Source organism: Lentzea sp. NPDC058450 (genome assembly GCF_042721395.1).
In the GTDB taxonomy this organism is placed as follows: Bacteria; Actinomycetota; Actinomycetes; order Mycobacteriales; family Pseudonocardiaceae; genus Lentzea.
Genome location: NZ_JBHXLO010000027.1, coordinates 102,218 through 115,923 on the forward strand (window position 1 = coordinate 102,218; position 13,706 = coordinate 115,923).

A 13,706-nucleotide genomic window follows, 5' to 3' on the forward strand; every position below is an offset into this window, starting at 1 on the left:
TTGGCTTTTGCTTTTCGCTTTGAGCCAAGAAGGCCCGGCGGTGGGGTCCCATCACGAGTCGCGCCACAGCTCTTGCTGCACCTGGACGGGTCTGTCAAACAGACACGCTCTTCGTCTGTTTGACAGACCCGTCCAGGTGTGGCCCGCTCTTGGCTCGACTCGTGATGGGACCCCACCGCCAACGCAACCAACAAACCAACAGGCAGCCGCCCTACGAAACAGGCGTGCCATCAGCCCACAGGCAGCGCTACCCCCTGATCAGATTGCCGGGGTCTGGGGCAGAGCCCCAGGGGAAGCACGCAACAGAAACCCGCCGCACGCAACAGGGGAACGCACGCTGACGCAGGCGTCCCCCTGACACAAGGACCCCCCGCAACTCAACCTACGCAGAGGGTCCGACAAGATCGAAAATCAGGCGAGCCCCAGCGCCGCAGGCGCCTTCGGGTCGGAATCAGCCAGGAACTTGGAGCAGCGCTCCCACTCTTCGTCCTCCCCGATCTCCCGGGCGGCCAGCGCCAACGCCGCAAGCGCCCGCAGGAAGCCCTGGTTCGGCCGGTGGTCCCACGGCACAGGGCCAAAGCCCTTCCACCCGGACCGCCGCAACTGGTCCAGCCCGCGGTGGTACCCGGTGCGGGCGTAAGCGTAGGCAGCAACGGGGTCACCGGCGTGCAGAGCGCGCTCGGCCAGCAGCGCCCAGGCCTCGGAGAAGTCGGGGTACGCCCGGACGATCTTGGCGGGGTCGGTGCCACCGTCAGCGGCGGCCTGCGCCTCCGGACGGTCGGGAAGGCGGGTCGGCTCGGGCCCGAGGAGGTTCTCAACCATGCGACCCATCGTGCCGCATGCGACGAACCAGGCTTAAACGAACATCCGCACGACGGCGGCGATGACGGCCAGCATCAGCACGGTGACGAGTACGCCGGCGATGATCCGCTGCTTCGGGGTGGCCTTGTAACGGTCGTCGATGTCAGAAGAGCTCATGGCCGTGCACCTTGCCGAGGCGAGGCACGGAACTTCAACCTCGTTCACTCCATCGTGCACACGAATTGGAAACATCAGGGTAAAACCAGGGGCGTTCGCCCTGTCTGATCGCCGCGACCGTGCTCATGATGTGCGGATGATCCAGGGGGCAAGGGACTTCAGGACGAAGTACTGGGCGCGCGGGCTCCCGGGCAGGGAGACGCCCGCCGAGCTCACGCGGTTGCTGTACCGGTGGTGGCTGGTCGGTCTGCTGCTCAAGCTGATCGGGTCGTCGTGGGACGTGAGCTGGCACTTCAAGTGGTTGCGCGACGATCTCGCGCCGCCGCACCTGATCAACACGGTCGGCACGGTCATCGTGGTGGCGCTCACGCTGTTCCACACGTTCACCGGGTATGGCGGCGACCGGTGGACGATCCGGTTGATGCAGGTGGGGTCGGGGATCTTCCTCATCGCGTTGCCGATCGACATCATCAACCACCGCATCAACGGGCTCGACATCACGAGCTGGAGCGGGTCGCACGCGCTGTTGTACCTCGGTACGGCCGTGATGCTCGCCGGCGCGATCCGCGGGTGGATGAAGTACTTCTCCGAAGGCCGCGCACACACCCTCGGGCTGGCCGCGCTGTGGTTCTTCTTCCTGGAGAACGTCTGGTTCCCCAACCAGCACCAGGAGTACGGCGTGCGCGCGTTGCAGGCCTACGACAGCGGCCGCGCCGAGGCCGAGCCGATCCTGCTCCAGTTCGCCGCCGACCAGCTGGGCGTGCCGGTCGGACGGGAGGCGGTGGTGCACTTCGCGTTGCCCATCGCGGACTGGGTCTACCCGGTGTGGGGGCTGGTCGCGGCGGCGCTGGTGCTGGTGGTCGCGCGCCGGACGATCGACCGGAGGTGGGCCGCCACCGCGGTCGCCGGCGGGTACGTCGCCTACCGGTGCCTGATCTGGCCGATGCTGGCCGGGATCGACTTCCCCAAGTCCGCGGTGCCGTTGTTCCTGGTGCTGGTCGGACTGGCGATCGACGCGGCGCACGCGCTCGACCTGCCGACGCCCGCCAAGGCGGTGCTCGGGTCCGCCGCCGTCACGACGGTCGGGTACGTCGGGATCTGGTTCCAGCAGGAGTACCTGTGGGGGCCGCCGATCTCGTTCTCGTCGGCGGCGGTCACGGCCGTGCTGCTGGCGGTGCTGTGGACGGCGGGAGACCTGCTGATCCGCCGGCCGCAGCTGCTCGGGTCACGCCTCGAGCTGGGCTGACAACCTGCTGGTGATCCGGCCGAAGAGGTCGGCCAGCGGCTCGCCGACGTCCCGCCCGAACTCGGTCAACCCGTAGGTGACCTGGGGCGGGGTCGTCGGCTCGACCCTGCGCCAGATCAGGCCGTCGGCGACGAGGCCGCGCAACGTCTGGGACAGCATCTTCTCGCTGATGCCGACGATGCTCTCGCGCAGCTCGAAGAACCTGAGGTCGTTGGTCTGCAGGGAGATCAGCACCCAGATGCCCCACCGGCTGGTGACGTGGTCGACCATCTCGCGCGCGGGGCAGGTGGTGTGAAACACCTCATACCGCCCTGACGCGCCGGCCAGCGTGAACTGTTTTCCGACCTCCACGTCTGGAGCTTACCTCCAGGTACGTCCTTACGAAAAGTAAGCCCGGTTCCTAGCGTCGTCCGCACAACGACGAAGGAGCTGGACATGATCGTGGTGACCGGGGCGACCGGGAACGTCGGACGACCCCTCACGAAGGCGCTCGCCGAGGCCGGCGAGCAGGTGGTGGCGGTGTCGCGGCACGCGGCGGAGGTGCCGGACGGCGTGCGGCACCGGGTGGCGGACCTCTCCGACCCGGAGAGCCTCGACCTGAACGGCGCGAAGGCGTTGTTCCTGCTGCTGTCCGGCGACCTGCACGCCGTCGGCGCCAGCCCCGCGGCCCTCATCGAACGGGCCGCCGCGCACGGGGTGAGCCGGGTGGTGCTGCTGTCGTCGCTGGGTGTGCGGACCAGGCCGTTCGGCACGACGAGGGTCGAGCTGCGCGCGCTTGAGGACGTGCTGCGCGAGTCCGGCCTCAGCTGGGCGGTGCTGCGGCCGGGCGGGTTCGCGTCCAACGCTCTGTGGTGGGCCGAGTCGGTGCGCGCGCAACGGACCGTCGCGGCGCCGTTCGGGGACACCGGCCTGCCGATCATCGACCCGGCGGACATCGCCGAGGTCGCGGCGACCGCCCTGCTCAGCGACCGCGACGGCGTCCTGGAGCTCACCGGGCCGGAGCTGATCACGCCGAGGCAGCAGGCGGAGGTGATCGCGGACGCGCTGGGCGAACCCGTGCGGTTCCACGAGCTCACCCGCGCCGAGGCCAAGGCGGGCATGGAACAGCTGATGCCCGGCGAGCTCGCCGACGACACCCTGGACATCATCGGCTCGCCCACCCCGGACGAGGTGGCGGTGAGCCCGGACGTCGAGAAGGTGCTCGGCCGCGCCCCGCGCACGTTCGCCGACTGGACCGCGCGCCACGTCGAAGCCTTCCGCTGACACGAAAAAGGCCCCCGGCACGAAGCCGGGGGCCTTTCACCAAGCCGGAGATCAGCCCGCGATCATGCGGCCCGACGACTTGAGGTGCTCGCACGCCTGCGCGATGCGGGCGCCCATGGCCGTCTCGGCGGCCTTGAGGTAGCTGCGCGGGTCGTAGGTCTTCTTGTTGCCGACCTCGCCGTCGATCTTCAGCACACCGTCGTAGTTCGCGAACATGTGCGCGGCGATCGGACGGGTGAACGCGTACTGCGTGTCCGTGTCGATGTTCATCTTGATGACGCCGTACGACACGGCCTCGTGGATCTCCTCGAGCAGCGAGCCGGAGCCGCCGTGGAAGACCAGGTCGAACGGCTTCGAGCCGGCCGCGAGGCCGAGCTTCTCCGCCACGACGTCCTGGCCCTGCTTGAGGATCTCCGGACGCAGCTTCACGTTGCCCGGCTTGTAGACGCCGTGCACGTTGCCGAAGGTCGCGGCGAGCAGGTAGCGACCCTTCTCGCCGGCGCCGAGGGCCTCGATCGTCTTCAGGTAGTCCTCGGGCGTCGTGTAGAGCTTGTCGTTGATCTCGTTGTCGACGCCGTCCTCCTCGCCACCGACGACGCCGACCTCGATCTCCAGGACCAGCTTGGCCTTGGCGGAGAGGTCGAGCAGCTCGGACGCGATCTGGAGGTTCTCCTCCAGCGGCACGGCGGAGCCGTCCCACATGTGCGACTGGAACAGCGGGTTGCCGCCCTTGTCGACACGCTCCTGGCTGATGGCGATCAGCGGACGCACGTACCCGTCGAGCTTGTCCTTCGGGCAGTGGTCGGTGTGCAGCGCGATGTTCACCGGGTACTTCGCGGCCACGACGTGCGCGAACTCGGCGAGCGCGACGGCACCGGTCACCATGTCCTTGACCTTGGTGCCCGAGGCGAACTCGGCACCGCCGGTCGAGACCTGGATGATGCCGTCGCTCTCAGCCTCGGCGAAGCCGCGCAGAGCCGCGTTGAGCGTCTCCGACGACGTGACGTTGATGGCGGGGTAGGCGAACTCGTTCGCCTTGGCCCGGTCCAGCATCTCCGCGTAGACCTCGGGAGTTGCGATGGGCATCGGTGGTCCTCCTCAGGCGCCCTGAACGGGTGTCAGCCCGCATCCTACGAGCCGGTGTCACGGGGCCGTAACAGTGGCCGCCCTCACAGAGTGATCGATCAAGTACCAGCTGACCAGCCGGTCTGCACTACCCGTGAGTAGGGGCATAGTGGAAGGCATGGCAACCGCGCAGTGGAACGGCAAGATCATCGCTTCGAGCGACGACACCGTCGTGGTCGAAGGCAACCACTACTTCCCGCTCGAGTCCGTCGACCCGGCCCTGCTCAAGCCGACGGACCACACCTCGCACTGCCCGTGGAAGGGCGACGCCAACTACTACTCGCTGCTGGTCGACGGCGCCGAGAACACCAACGCGGCCTGGTACTACGCCGAGCCGAAGGACGCGGCGAAGCAGATCAAGGGCCACGTGGCGTTCTGGAAGGGCGTCCAGATCAGCGCTTGAGCCCGAGCGCCGACGCGAGCTCCGCGTAGTGGCCGTTCAGCGACTGGACGGCCACGTGGTCGGCACCGGCGGCGACGTGCGCCTGGAGCTTCTCGGCCACCTGGTCCGGGGTGCCGTGCGCGACCAACGCGTCGATGAGCCGGTCCGACCCCTGCACGTCCTCGTCGGAGAACCCGTAGCGCTTCCAGTTGTTCACGTAGTTCGTGAGCGTGAAGTAGATGGCCAGCTTCTCGCGCGCGACCGCCCGCGCGGCCTCCGGGTCCGCGTCCACGACCACGGTCACCTCGGGCGCGAGGAGCTTGTCGCCCAACGCCTCGCGCGCCTCGGCCGTGTGCTCCACCGGCACCAGGTACGGGTGCGCGCCCGCGGTCCGGTCGGCGGCGAGCTTCAGCACCTTCGGGCCGAGCGCGGCGAGCACCAGCCTGTCGGCGGGCACGTCGAGCCGGCCGAGGTAGCCGACGAGCTTGTCGTACGGCTTCTCGTAGGCCTGGTCGAGCTGGCGGTGCCCGACGCCGACGCCGAGCAGGAACCTGTCGCTGTCCAACCGGCGGAACTCGGCGGCGACCTCCTCCGGCTCGGTCTGCCAGACGTTGACGATGCCGGTGGCGATCGTGATCGACTCCGTGCCGGCCAGCGCCTGCTCGACCGCGTCCAGGCCGGGTGAGCCGCCCAGCCACAGCGTGCCGAACCCGAGCGCTTCGAGCTCGCCGAACTGCGCGGCCAGCGCCTGGTGGTGACCCCAGACCCCGAACGTTCCCAACATCCGAACTCCCGTTCTCGTGAAGGACTACCGTTCGCAGTATGCCGATCTTGAGCAGCACTGACCTGTCCGTCTCACGCCTTTGCCTGGGCGGCAACGTGTTCGGGTGGACGGCCGACGAGGACCAGTCGTTCGCCGTGCTCGACGCCTACCTCGCGGCGGGCGGGAACTTCGTCGACACCGCCGACGTGTACTCGGCCTGGGGCGAGGGCAACTCCGGCGGCGAGTCGGAGACGATCATCGGCAGGTGGCTGGCCGCGCGCGGCAACCGCGACGACGTCGTGGTCGCCACGAAGGTCGGCATGCTCGCCGGGTTCGACAACCAGAAGCGCGAGACCGTGCTGACCGCCGCCGAACGGTCGCTGAAGCGGCTCGGCATCGACCACATCGACCTCTACTACAACCACCGCGACGACCTGGGCACGCCGCTGGAGGAGACGCTCGCCGCGTACGACCAGCTCGTCCGCGACGGCAAGGTGCGCTACGTCGCCGCGTCCAACTTCTCCGCGGAACGGCTCGCGCAGGCGTTGGAGATCCAGGAACGCGAGGGCTTCGCGAAGTTCGTGGCGTTGCAGCCCGAGTACAACCTGGTCAGCCGGGACAAGTACGAGGGCGACCTGCAGCAGGTCGTCGCCGAGCACGGGCTCGCGACCGTGCCGTACTGGTCGCTCGCGAAGGGCTTCCTGACCGGCAAGTACCGGCCGGGCGTCGAGGTCCAGAGCGCACGGGCCGGTGCCGCGTCGAAGTACCTCGACGAGCACGGCCTGCAGATCCTCGAAGTCCTCGACGAGCTGGCCGAGACGCACTCGACGACCGTCGCCGCGGTGGCGCTGGCGTGGCTCGCCCAGCAGCCGACGATCGCCGCGCCGATCGCGTCCGCCCGCACGTTGGAGCAGCTCAGCGACCTCACGCCACTGCTCTCGCTGGAGCTCTCCCAGGCCGAGGTCGACCGCCTCAGCGCAATTTAACTTGCCAGTAGCTTACCAGGAGTAGGTTGCGTTACCGTGACGGCATGGACGTCACGGGCAAGGTGGTACTGATCACCGGCGCGGCCAGGGGCATCGGCGCCGAGGTGGCGAGGCAACTGGCCGCGCGCGGGGCTCGCCTCGCGCTCGTCGGGCTGGAGAAAGCCCGGCTCGAAGAGGTGGCGCGGCAGACCGGCGGCAAGGCGTGGGAAGCCGATGTCACGGACTGGGACGCGCTCGACCGCGTGATGAACGAGGCCGCGGCCCACTTCGGCGGCATCGACGTCGTGGTGGCGAACGCGGGCATCGCGGCCACCGGGTTCGTGCGGTCGATGGACCCCAAGGCGTTCGAACGGGTCATCGAGGTCAACCTGCTCGGCGTGTGGCGCACGGTCCGCACGGCGCTGCCGCACCTGATCAGGAGCCGCGGCTACTGCCTGGTCGTGTCGTCGCTCGCGGCGATCGTCCACATCCCCGGCAACGCGGCCTACTCGGCGGCCAAGGCGGGCAGCGAAGCGTTTGCGGACAGCCTGCGCGCCGAGGTCAGGCACCTGGGCGTCGGCGTCGGCACCGCGTACTTCTCGTGGATCTCCACGGACATGGTCAACAGCGCCGACGAGCACCCGGTGTTCGGGAAGCTGCGCCAGGGCATGCCGGGGCTCGCGAGCAAGAAGTACCCGGTCCGCAACGTCGGAAAAGCCGTGGTCAGGGGCATCGAGAAGCGCTCGAAGGCGGTCCACGTCCCCGGCTGGGTCGGCGCTCTGAAGTACTTCCGCGCGTTCACGCCGGTGGTCGTGGACCGCCAGGCGGTCGCGGAGATCGCGGACGCCGACCGGCAGATGGCCGCGAGCGACACATCAGGCCTGGTCGGGCCCGGCGGGCAGGCTGCTAGTCGGTGAGCCAGGACCCCAGCAGGACGTTCCACTCGCGGATGCGCCACTCGGCGACGTTCGCGGGCGTGTACGGGTCGGCGGCGATGATCTCCTTCAGCGAGGCCTCGTCCGCCGCCTCGTAGACGATCATCGCGCCGGTGTCGTCGGCGTACGGGCCTGAGGCGAGGACCACGCCCTTCTCGACGAGAGAGGCGATGTACTCGCGGTGTTCCGGGCGTACCGAGAGACGCTTCTCACGGTCGGGACCGAACACCAATTCGACAGCAAAGCGGGCCATGCCACCACCGTAGTGAAGCTGACCGGTACCGTCCTACCTTGTGGTTGGCGAAGAAACCCCGCGCACCGTGCAGGACACCCTGACCAACCTGCGAATCAAGGACGGCGTCGCAGGACCTCCCACAGGGCCCCTCACGCTCGAAGACCTGTACAAGCAGCACCGCATGCGCCTCGTGAGGCTCGCGCTGCTGCTCGTGGACGAGCCGTCGACCGCGGAAGACGTCGTCCAGGAGGCCTTCACCGGCCTGCACCGCAACTGGAAGGGCCTGCGCGACTCCCAGGCCGCCGTCGGTTACCTCCGCACGGCCGTGGTCAACGGCTCGCGCAGCGTGCTGCGCCGCCGCAAGACCGCCCGCGACTACACGCCCCCGCACGTGGCGAACGCGCGGTCGGCCGAGTCGCTCGCGATGCTCACCGCGGAGCACCAGGCCGTGGTCAAGGCGTTGCAGCAGCTCCCGCCGCGGCAGCGCGAGGTGCTCGTGCTGCGCTACTACGGCGACCTGTCCGAGGCGGAGATCGCCGAGGCCACCGGCATCTCGAAGGGCACCGTGAAGTCCACGGCGTCCCGCGCGCTCGACGCCCTGCAGAAGATCATGGCGGGCTGAGCGCACTCCGACGATCAACGGGGCGGGTGCCGGCGAGTCGGCACCCGCCCCGTCGTCGTGACTGGACAACCCCCTGCCGTCCGCGGGTACCGCGCCGCCTCCGACCGGCGGCGACCACAACCGGTGACCGGACCGGTCTTCCTCAGTAGTAAGCGAAGTTCCCCGTTTCCCCTGCCAGAGGCGATTTGCCCGTTGCGGGCGATTTCAGCTCGTAAGACCACGCGCCCAAATCGGTACTTGGTATAGACCAATAGGCCTCCCATGCCGCAGGATCAGTTCCCGTGGCACGCAGACACGTGGTCGCCGTTGACATCGGTGGCACCGAAACCAAGGCGGCGCTCGTCTCCGGCACCTCGGACGCGGTGGCGGCGGTGAAGCACGCTCGCCGGGCGACTCCCGGTGAGCTGGAGCCGCTGCTCGACATCATCGCCGAGCTCGTCGAGGAGCTCAGCAACGCCTCCGAGCACGAGATCGACGCCGTGGGAGTCGTGGCGCCGGGCATCGTGGACGAGACCAGGGGCGTCGGCGTGTACACGGCCAACCTCCCGTGGAGCCAGTTCCCGTTCGCCGAGGTCCTGTCCGAACGGCTGGGCGTGCCCACCGCGTTCGGGCACGACGTGCGCGCGGCGGGCCTGGCCGAATGCCGCATGGGTGCCGCCAGGGACCTGCGCAACGCGGTGATCATGCCCATCGGGACGGGCATCGCCGGAGCGTTGCTGCTGGACGGGAAGATCTTCGCCGGCGAGGGCTACGCGGGCGAGATCGGCCATGTGAACGTCGGCCACGGCGTGCCCTGCGCCTGTGGCCAGATCGGCTGCGTGGAGACAGTGGCGTCCTCCGCGGCGATCGCCCGCCGGTACACCGCACGTACCGGCACCCCCGTCAACGGCGCCGCTGAAGTCGCGCGCAGGGTCCGTGACGGGGAGCAGGACGCCGTCGCCGTGTGGCACGAGGCCGTGGACGCGCTCGCCAGGGGGATCCTGGTGCTGGCGACGCTGCTCGGTCCTGAGGCCGTCGTGCTCGGCGGTGGGCTCGCACTCGCAGGAGACCTGCTGGTGGAGCCCCTGAAGGAAAGGCTGGACGGGCTGATCGCCTTCCAGCGCCGACCGGAGCTTCGGCTCGCGGCGCTCGGCGACGAGGCGGGCTTCCTCGGCGCGGCGCTGCTGGCCATCGACACGCTGGAGGCGTGATGAGCACGTGGGGTGGACCAGTCGACGTGACCCTGACCGGTGGTCGGGTCGTCACGCCGGAGGGGGTGCTCGAGAACGGGTGGGTGAGCATCTCGGGCGGCCGGATCGCCGCCGTGGGCGAGGGCACCGCACCGGACGGCCAGACGATGGACGTCGCGGGCGGCACGATCGTGCCCGGCTTCGTGGACATCCACTGCCACGGCGGTGGCGGCGACGCGTTCACCAGCAGCGACCCGGTGAAGATCCGCAAGGCGGCCGCGGCCCACCGCAGGCACGGCACCACGACGTTGCTGGCCTCGCTGGTCTCCCGCCCGGTCCCGGAACTCGCGGACCAGGTCTCGGCGCTGGCCGAACTGGTCCAGGAGGGCGTCGTCGCGGGCGTGCACCTGGAGGGCCCGTTCCTCTCGGCGGCCCGCTGCGGCGCGCACGACCCGGCCATCCTCTGCCCGCCGGAGCAGACCGCGGTCACCAAGCTGCTCGACGCCGGCAAGGGCACCGTCCGCATGATCACCATCGCCCCCGAGCTGGAAGGCGCCGTCCAGGCCGTCCGCCAGCTCGTGGACTCGAACGTGATCGCGGCCATCGGCCACACCGACGCGACGGAGGCGCAGGTCCGACCGGCCGTGGACGCCGGAGCGTCGGTCGCCACCCACCTCTTCAACGGCATGCGCCCGCTGCACCACCGCGAGCCGGGCCCCATCGGCGCGTTGCTCGACGACGACCGCGTGACCGTCGAGCTGATCTGCGACCTGGTCCACCTGCACCCGACCGCCGTCCGCCTGGCGGCCCGCCACGCGGGCCTGAAGCGCACGATCCTCATCACCGACGCCATCGCGGCGGCGGGCGTGGGCGACGGCGTGTACGACGTGGGCGGCCTGGAGGTCCGAGTCGTCGACGGCGTTCCAACGTTGGCAGGAGGCGCCGCCCTCGCCGGCAGCACCCTCACGATGGACATGGCGTTCCGCAACGCCGTCAACTCCTGCGGCCTGTCCCTCGTCGAGGCCGCACACGCCACCTCGACCCGCGGCGCCGAACTCCTCGGCCTCGACACCGGCAGACTCACCGCCGGCCTCGCCGCGGACCTGGTAGTCCTGGATGCAGAATTGAAGCCCCGGGACGTGATGGTCAAGGGCGAGTGGGTGAAGGACTAGGTGGCATGGCAGACGATCCGGAACGACTGGTCACCGACGCGCTGAGAGCGCAGGCGACCAGCACAAATGCCGGATTTGCCGTACCTGTCCGTTTTGACGACGAGCCCCCGGCACCCACCTCCCTGTGGTGGGTGCTGGGCCTCGCACTGCTCCTGGGCCTGGCCGCGGGCACGGTGGCGGCGGTGATCACGCTCGGCTGACCTGTACCGTTGGGCGCGTGACGATTGCATTGGGCCCTGACTGGCTGGACCCCACCGTTCTGCTGAACGGGCTCGGCCCGTACATGCTCATCGGGTTGTGCCTCATCATCTTCGCGGAGTGCGGGCTCCTCGTCGGCTTCTTCCTGCCGGGCGACTCCCTGCTGTTCACAGCGGGCCTCTTCGTCGCCGCGGGCACCATCGACACCCCGCTCTGGCTCGTCTGCGTACTCCTGACGATCTGCGCCTTCGTGGGCAACGTGGTCGGCTACTACATCGGCCAGAAGGCAGGCCCGGCACTCTTCAGCAAGCCGGAGTCGAAGATCTTCAAGAAGGAGTACGTCGACAAGACGCAGGAGTTCTTCGACAAGTACGGCGCCCGCGCCATCGTCCTGGCCCGCTTCGTCCCCATCGTCCGCACCTTCATCACCGCGATGGCAGGCGTCGGCAAGATGGACCCGAAGAAGTACTTCACGTACTCGGCCATCGGCGGCGTCGCCTGGGCGGCGGGCCTGACGATCCTCGGCTACTTCCTCGGCCAGGTCTCGTTCATCAAGAACAACCTGGAGATCACGCTCCTGGCCATCGTCTTCCTGTCGATCGTGCCGATCATCATCGAGGTGATCAAGGCCCGCAAGGAGAAGAAGGCCCTCGTCGAGGCCGAGGCCGACGACATCACGCAGGTGATGCAGGCGCAGATCCAGCACGACGACGCGACGCAGGTCATCCCGCGCGTGGAGCGCTGACCCGCAAACCAGCAAGCAGAAGGCCCACCAGCTCCGGCAGGTGGGCCTTTTGCTTGCCGGAAACGAGAACGGCGAGGACCCAACCGCAGTCGCCAACGCAAGGCGACCACCGTCTTGGCCCGGCGCGCGGTGCCAACCGGACAGCCACCGACGTGAGCCAACCACCTACGAATCCTGGCGTTGCGAAGCGAAGCGAGCCCGAACGGGCTGATGCCCGCCACAGAGCCGGTTCCACCGCTCAAGGCGATTGGGGCTTGACTTTGGGTGCGAGGTGCTAGCTTCTCGAGCTCGGCCGGGCGCTTTTCAGCCCGGCCTTTTCCGGCCGACCAGCACCTCGCAAGGGCCCCGAAGTCAAGCCCCAATCGCACACCCCAGGTCTTTCGTCGAGACCCGCGCAACCAACTCTCGCAACCGCAGCCCAACCAACAAGACGCGAGGGGCCAATAGGACCGGTTTCCGCCCCCGACCTTGCGGCAAACCGGACACCGCCCCTAGGTTCGAACTGGTCTGGACCACTGGGAGGGGACCGAGAGATGTCGTTGTTCCGCAAGGGATTGGCGGTCACCCTGACCGCCCTCGCCGTCTCAACAGGCGCAACCGCACCGGCAACCGCCGCACCAGCCGAAGCCGCCCACCAAAAGATTGTCGGCGCCTACTACGGCAACTGGTTCAGCGGCTCCAAGCCCATCTCCCAGATCCCGTCCACCACCCCCATCACCCACCTCTTCTACGCCTTCTCCACCATCGAGAACGGCAAGTGCACGATGCCGGCCGAATCAGCCCCCAAGGACTTCGCCGACATCCGCGACCTCAAACACCGCAAACCCAGCCTCAAAGCCCTGATCTCCCTGGGCGGCTGGGGCGCAGGCGGCTTCTCCGACGCGTCACTCACCCCAACCACCCGCAAGACCCTCATCGACTCCTGCAAGGAGCTGTTCTTCCAGGACGGCACCTTCGACGGCATCGACATCGACTGGGAGTTCCCGGTCTACGGCGGCCCCACCGAGATCACCGACCGCCCGGAAGACAAGCGCAACATGACGTTGCTGACCAAGGACTTCCGCAAGGCGCTCGGCTCCAAGAAGCTGGTCACCGCCGCCCTCCCCGCCGGCCGCCTCCAAACCGACGGCCCGTACGACCCGGCCAAGTCCTTCGAACTGCGCGAGCTCGCCAAGGTCATGGACTTCATCAACGTCATGACCTACGACCTGGGCACCGGTTTCTCGCCCGTGGCGACGTTCAACGCCGGCTTCCGCGAGGTCGCCAACGACCCGATGCCGCGTGACGACCGCAGGTGGAACAACGTCGTGGGCGCCATCAACTACTACGAGCGCCACGGGGTTCCGAACAACAAGATGGTGCTGGGCGTGCCGTTCTACGGTCGTGGCTTCAACGTGAAGGCCGAGGGGCCGCAGCACGGGCTCTACCAGGCATACGACAGCGCGTTCTGGGTCGACGGGTACGACGAGGTCAACCGCCTCAAGGCCGCGCCGGGGTGGAAGGAGTACTGGCACCCCGTGGCGCAGTCGCCGTGGTTGTACAACGCGGCGGAGAAGAAGTTCGTGTCGTTCGAGAACCCTCGGTCCATCAAGCTCCGTGCGGACTACGCGCGCGCACGTGGGTTGCTTGGCACGTTCATGTGGGAGTTGGGGCACGACGACGCTCAGCACTCGTTGTTGAAAGCCATGTCCCGCTAGTGCAACGGCAAGAGGACCGGATCGCGTTGCTGCGCCAGGCTTTGCGGAGCCCGGACGCGTGGCAGGTGGCGGCGGCGCTGAAGTACGTCGGGGACACGTTGGAGCCGGAGTTGCGGCGCAGACTGGTTCCCGACCTCGTCGAGCTCAGCGCCAGCCCGCTGTGGGCGTCCGAGACCAGGGACGTGCTCGAAAGGATTTGAGTCTCCCGTTA

Annotated in this window: 18 protein-coding genes; 12 read left to right on the top strand and 6 right to left on the bottom strand. The window is 68.6% G+C overall.

Going from position 1 to position 13,706, the window contains the following annotated elements; genetic code table 11:
* Positions 1-411: 411 nt before the first annotated feature.
* Positions 412-822 carry a DUF3151 domain-containing protein gene (locus ACFWNN_RS33350; RefSeq protein WP_382443913.1) on the bottom strand — a complete coding sequence of 137 codons (411 nt, stop codon included), beginning with the start codon at positions 820-822 and terminating at the stop codon, positions 412-414.
* Between the two features lie 33 nt (positions 823-855).
* Positions 856-978, bottom strand: a complete 123-nt coding sequence (locus ACFWNN_RS33355) for a hypothetical protein (protein WP_382443914.1) — start codon at positions 976-978, stop codon at positions 856-858.
* A gap of 136 nt (positions 979-1,114) precedes the next feature.
* On the opposite strand from ACFWNN_RS33355, the gene ACFWNN_RS33360 reads away from it, so the two are divergent.
* On the top strand, positions 1,115-2,224 hold the full coding sequence (locus ACFWNN_RS33360; protein WP_382443915.1) for a hypothetical protein: 1,110 nt from the start codon (positions 1,115-1,117) through the stop codon (positions 2,222-2,224).
* Here ACFWNN_RS33360 and ACFWNN_RS33365 read toward each other — a convergent pair.
* On the bottom strand, positions 2,204-2,575 hold the full coding sequence (locus tag ACFWNN_RS33365) for a winged helix-turn-helix transcriptional regulator (RefSeq protein WP_382443916.1): 372 nt from the start codon (positions 2,573-2,575) through the stop codon (positions 2,204-2,206). The two genes, ACFWNN_RS33360 and ACFWNN_RS33365, sit on opposite strands and share 21 nt — an antisense overlap.
* An 84-nt stretch (positions 2,576-2,659) precedes the next feature.
* Between ACFWNN_RS33365 and ACFWNN_RS33370 the strand changes: the two genes are divergently transcribed.
* Entirely contained in the window at positions 2,660-3,487 is an 828-nt protein-coding gene (locus tag ACFWNN_RS33370) for an SDR family oxidoreductase (protein WP_382443917.1), read from the top strand.
* A 51-nt stretch (positions 3,488-3,538) separates the two neighbouring features.
* On the opposite strand, the gene fbaA is transcribed toward ACFWNN_RS33370, so the two are convergent.
* Positions 3,539-4,573 carry a class II fructose-bisphosphate aldolase gene (gene fbaA / locus ACFWNN_RS33375; RefSeq protein ID WP_382443918.1) on the bottom strand — a complete coding sequence of 345 codons (1,035 nt, stop codon included), beginning with the start codon at positions 4,571-4,573 and terminating at the stop codon, positions 3,539-3,541.
* 157 nt (positions 4,574-4,730) lie between these two features.
* Between fbaA and ACFWNN_RS33380 the strand changes: the two genes are divergently transcribed.
* Positions 4,731-5,015 carry a DUF427 domain-containing protein gene (locus tag ACFWNN_RS33380; RefSeq protein WP_382443919.1) on the top strand — a complete coding sequence of 95 codons (285 nt, stop codon included), beginning with the start codon at positions 4,731-4,733 and terminating at the stop codon, positions 5,013-5,015.
* Here the strand turns inward: ACFWNN_RS33380 and ACFWNN_RS33385 are convergent.
* Positions 5,005-5,778, bottom strand: a complete 774-nt coding sequence (locus tag ACFWNN_RS33385; RefSeq protein WP_382443920.1) for a TIGR03620 family F420-dependent LLM class oxidoreductase — start codon at positions 5,776-5,778, stop codon at positions 5,005-5,007. The genes ACFWNN_RS33380 and ACFWNN_RS33385 overlap by 11 nt on opposite strands.
* 38 nt (positions 5,779-5,816) lie before the next feature.
* On the opposite strand from ACFWNN_RS33385, the gene ACFWNN_RS33390 reads away from it, so the two are divergent.
* Together ACFWNN_RS33390 and ACFWNN_RS33395 are read left to right on the top strand one after the other, a co-directional pair.
* A complete protein-coding gene (locus ACFWNN_RS33390) occupies positions 5,817-6,743 on the top strand; it encodes an aldo/keto reductase (RefSeq protein WP_382443921.1) in 927 nt (308 codons plus the stop codon).
* A gap of 44 nt (positions 6,744-6,787) precedes the next feature.
* Complete coding sequence (locus ACFWNN_RS33395) at positions 6,788-7,639, top strand: SDR family oxidoreductase (protein WP_382443922.1); 852 nt, start codon at positions 6,788-6,790, stop codon at positions 7,637-7,639.
* On the opposite strand, the gene ACFWNN_RS33400 is transcribed toward ACFWNN_RS33395, so the two are convergent.
* The gene (locus ACFWNN_RS33400; protein WP_382443923.1) at positions 7,629-7,910 is read right to left on the bottom strand and encodes a YciI family protein; all 282 of its coding nucleotides are present in this window, start codon (positions 7,908-7,910) and stop codon (positions 7,629-7,631) included. The genes ACFWNN_RS33395 and ACFWNN_RS33400 overlap by 11 nt on opposite strands.
* 40 nt (positions 7,911-7,950) lie before the next feature.
* Here ACFWNN_RS33400 and ACFWNN_RS33405 point away from each other — a divergent pair, with 40 nt between their 5' ends.
* From ACFWNN_RS33405 to ACFWNN_RS33435, 7 genes are all read left to right on the top strand, one after another.
* Positions 7,951-8,514, top strand: coding sequence for a SigE family RNA polymerase sigma factor (locus ACFWNN_RS33405; RefSeq protein WP_030477748.1), 564 nt, complete (start codon positions 7,951-7,953; stop codon positions 8,512-8,514).
* A 281-nt stretch (positions 8,515-8,795) separates the two neighbouring features.
* Positions 8,796-9,704 carry an ROK family protein gene (locus ACFWNN_RS33410; RefSeq protein WP_382443924.1) on the top strand — a complete coding sequence of 303 codons (909 nt, stop codon included), beginning with the start codon at positions 8,796-8,798 and terminating at the stop codon, positions 9,702-9,704.
* The gene (gene nagA / locus ACFWNN_RS33415) at positions 9,704-10,855 is read left to right on the top strand and encodes an N-acetylglucosamine-6-phosphate deacetylase (RefSeq protein WP_382443925.1); all 1,152 of its coding nucleotides are present in this window, start codon (positions 9,704-9,706) and stop codon (positions 10,853-10,855) included. Before ACFWNN_RS33410 ends, nagA begins: the two co-directional genes overlap by 1 nt.
* A 5-nt stretch (positions 10,856-10,860) precedes the next feature.
* Entirely contained in the window at positions 10,861-11,055 is a 195-nt protein-coding gene (locus ACFWNN_RS33420) for a hypothetical protein (protein WP_382443926.1), read from the top strand.
* Positions 11,056-11,078: 23 nt separating this feature from the next.
* Complete coding sequence (locus ACFWNN_RS33425) at positions 11,079-11,798, top strand: DedA family protein (protein ID WP_382443962.1); 720 nt, start codon at positions 11,079-11,081, stop codon at positions 11,796-11,798.
* Between the two features lie 533 nt (positions 11,799-12,331).
* Positions 12,332-13,495, top strand: a complete 1,164-nt coding sequence (locus ACFWNN_RS33430; RefSeq protein ID WP_382443927.1) for a glycoside hydrolase family 18 protein — start codon at positions 12,332-12,334, stop codon at positions 13,493-13,495.
* Positions 13,495-13,695: a hypothetical protein gene (locus tag ACFWNN_RS33435; RefSeq protein ID WP_382443928.1), complete on the top strand. Its 201-nt coding sequence runs from the start codon at positions 13,495-13,497 to the stop codon at positions 13,693-13,695. The genes ACFWNN_RS33430 and ACFWNN_RS33435 overlap by 1 nt, the downstream gene beginning before the upstream one ends.
* Positions 13,696-13,706: the final 11 nt, after the last annotated feature.

What these genes read in the sequence shown, in the direction of transcription:
- ACFWNN_RS33350 (WP_382443913.1), bottom strand. Translation starts at nt 822, where the DNA reads ATGGTTGAGAACCTCCTCGGGCCCGAGCCGACCCGCCTTCCCGACCGT.
- ACFWNN_RS33355 (WP_382443914.1), bottom strand. Translation starts at nt 978, where the DNA reads ATGAGCTCTTCTGACATCGACGACCGTTACAAGGCCACCCCGAAGCAG.
- ACFWNN_RS33360 (WP_382443915.1), top strand. Translation starts at nt 1,115, where the DNA reads ATGATCCAGGGGGCAAGGGACTTCAGGACGAAGTACTGGGCGCGCGGG.
- ACFWNN_RS33370 (WP_382443917.1), top strand. Translation starts at nt 2,660, where the DNA reads ATGATCGTGGTGACCGGGGCGACCGGGAACGTCGGACGACCCCTCACG.
- fbaA (WP_382443918.1), bottom strand. Translation starts at nt 4,573, where the DNA reads ATGCCCATCGCAACTCCCGAGGTCTACGCGGAGATGCTGGACCGGGCC.
- ACFWNN_RS33380 (WP_382443919.1), top strand. Translation starts at nt 4,731, where the DNA reads ATGGCAACCGCGCAGTGGAACGGCAAGATCATCGCTTCGAGCGACGAC.
- ACFWNN_RS33385 (WP_382443920.1), bottom strand. Translation starts at nt 5,778, where the DNA reads ATGTTGGGAACGTTCGGGGTCTGGGGTCACCACCAGGCGCTGGCCGCG.
- ACFWNN_RS33390 (WP_382443921.1), top strand. Translation starts at nt 5,817, where the DNA reads ATGCCGATCTTGAGCAGCACTGACCTGTCCGTCTCACGCCTTTGCCTG.
- ACFWNN_RS33395 (WP_382443922.1), top strand. Translation starts at nt 6,788, where the DNA reads ATGGACGTCACGGGCAAGGTGGTACTGATCACCGGCGCGGCCAGGGGC.
- ACFWNN_RS33400 (WP_382443923.1), bottom strand. Translation starts at nt 7,910, where the DNA reads ATGGCCCGCTTTGCTGTCGAATTGGTGTTCGGTCCCGACCGTGAGAAG.
- nagA (WP_382443925.1), top strand. Translation starts at nt 9,704, where the DNA reads ATGAGCACGTGGGGTGGACCAGTCGACGTGACCCTGACCGGTGGTCGG.
- ACFWNN_RS33420 (WP_382443926.1), top strand. Translation starts at nt 10,861, where the DNA reads ATGGCAGACGATCCGGAACGACTGGTCACCGACGCGCTGAGAGCGCAG.
- ACFWNN_RS33430 (WP_382443927.1), top strand. Translation starts at nt 12,332, where the DNA reads ATGTCGTTGTTCCGCAAGGGATTGGCGGTCACCCTGACCGCCCTCGCC.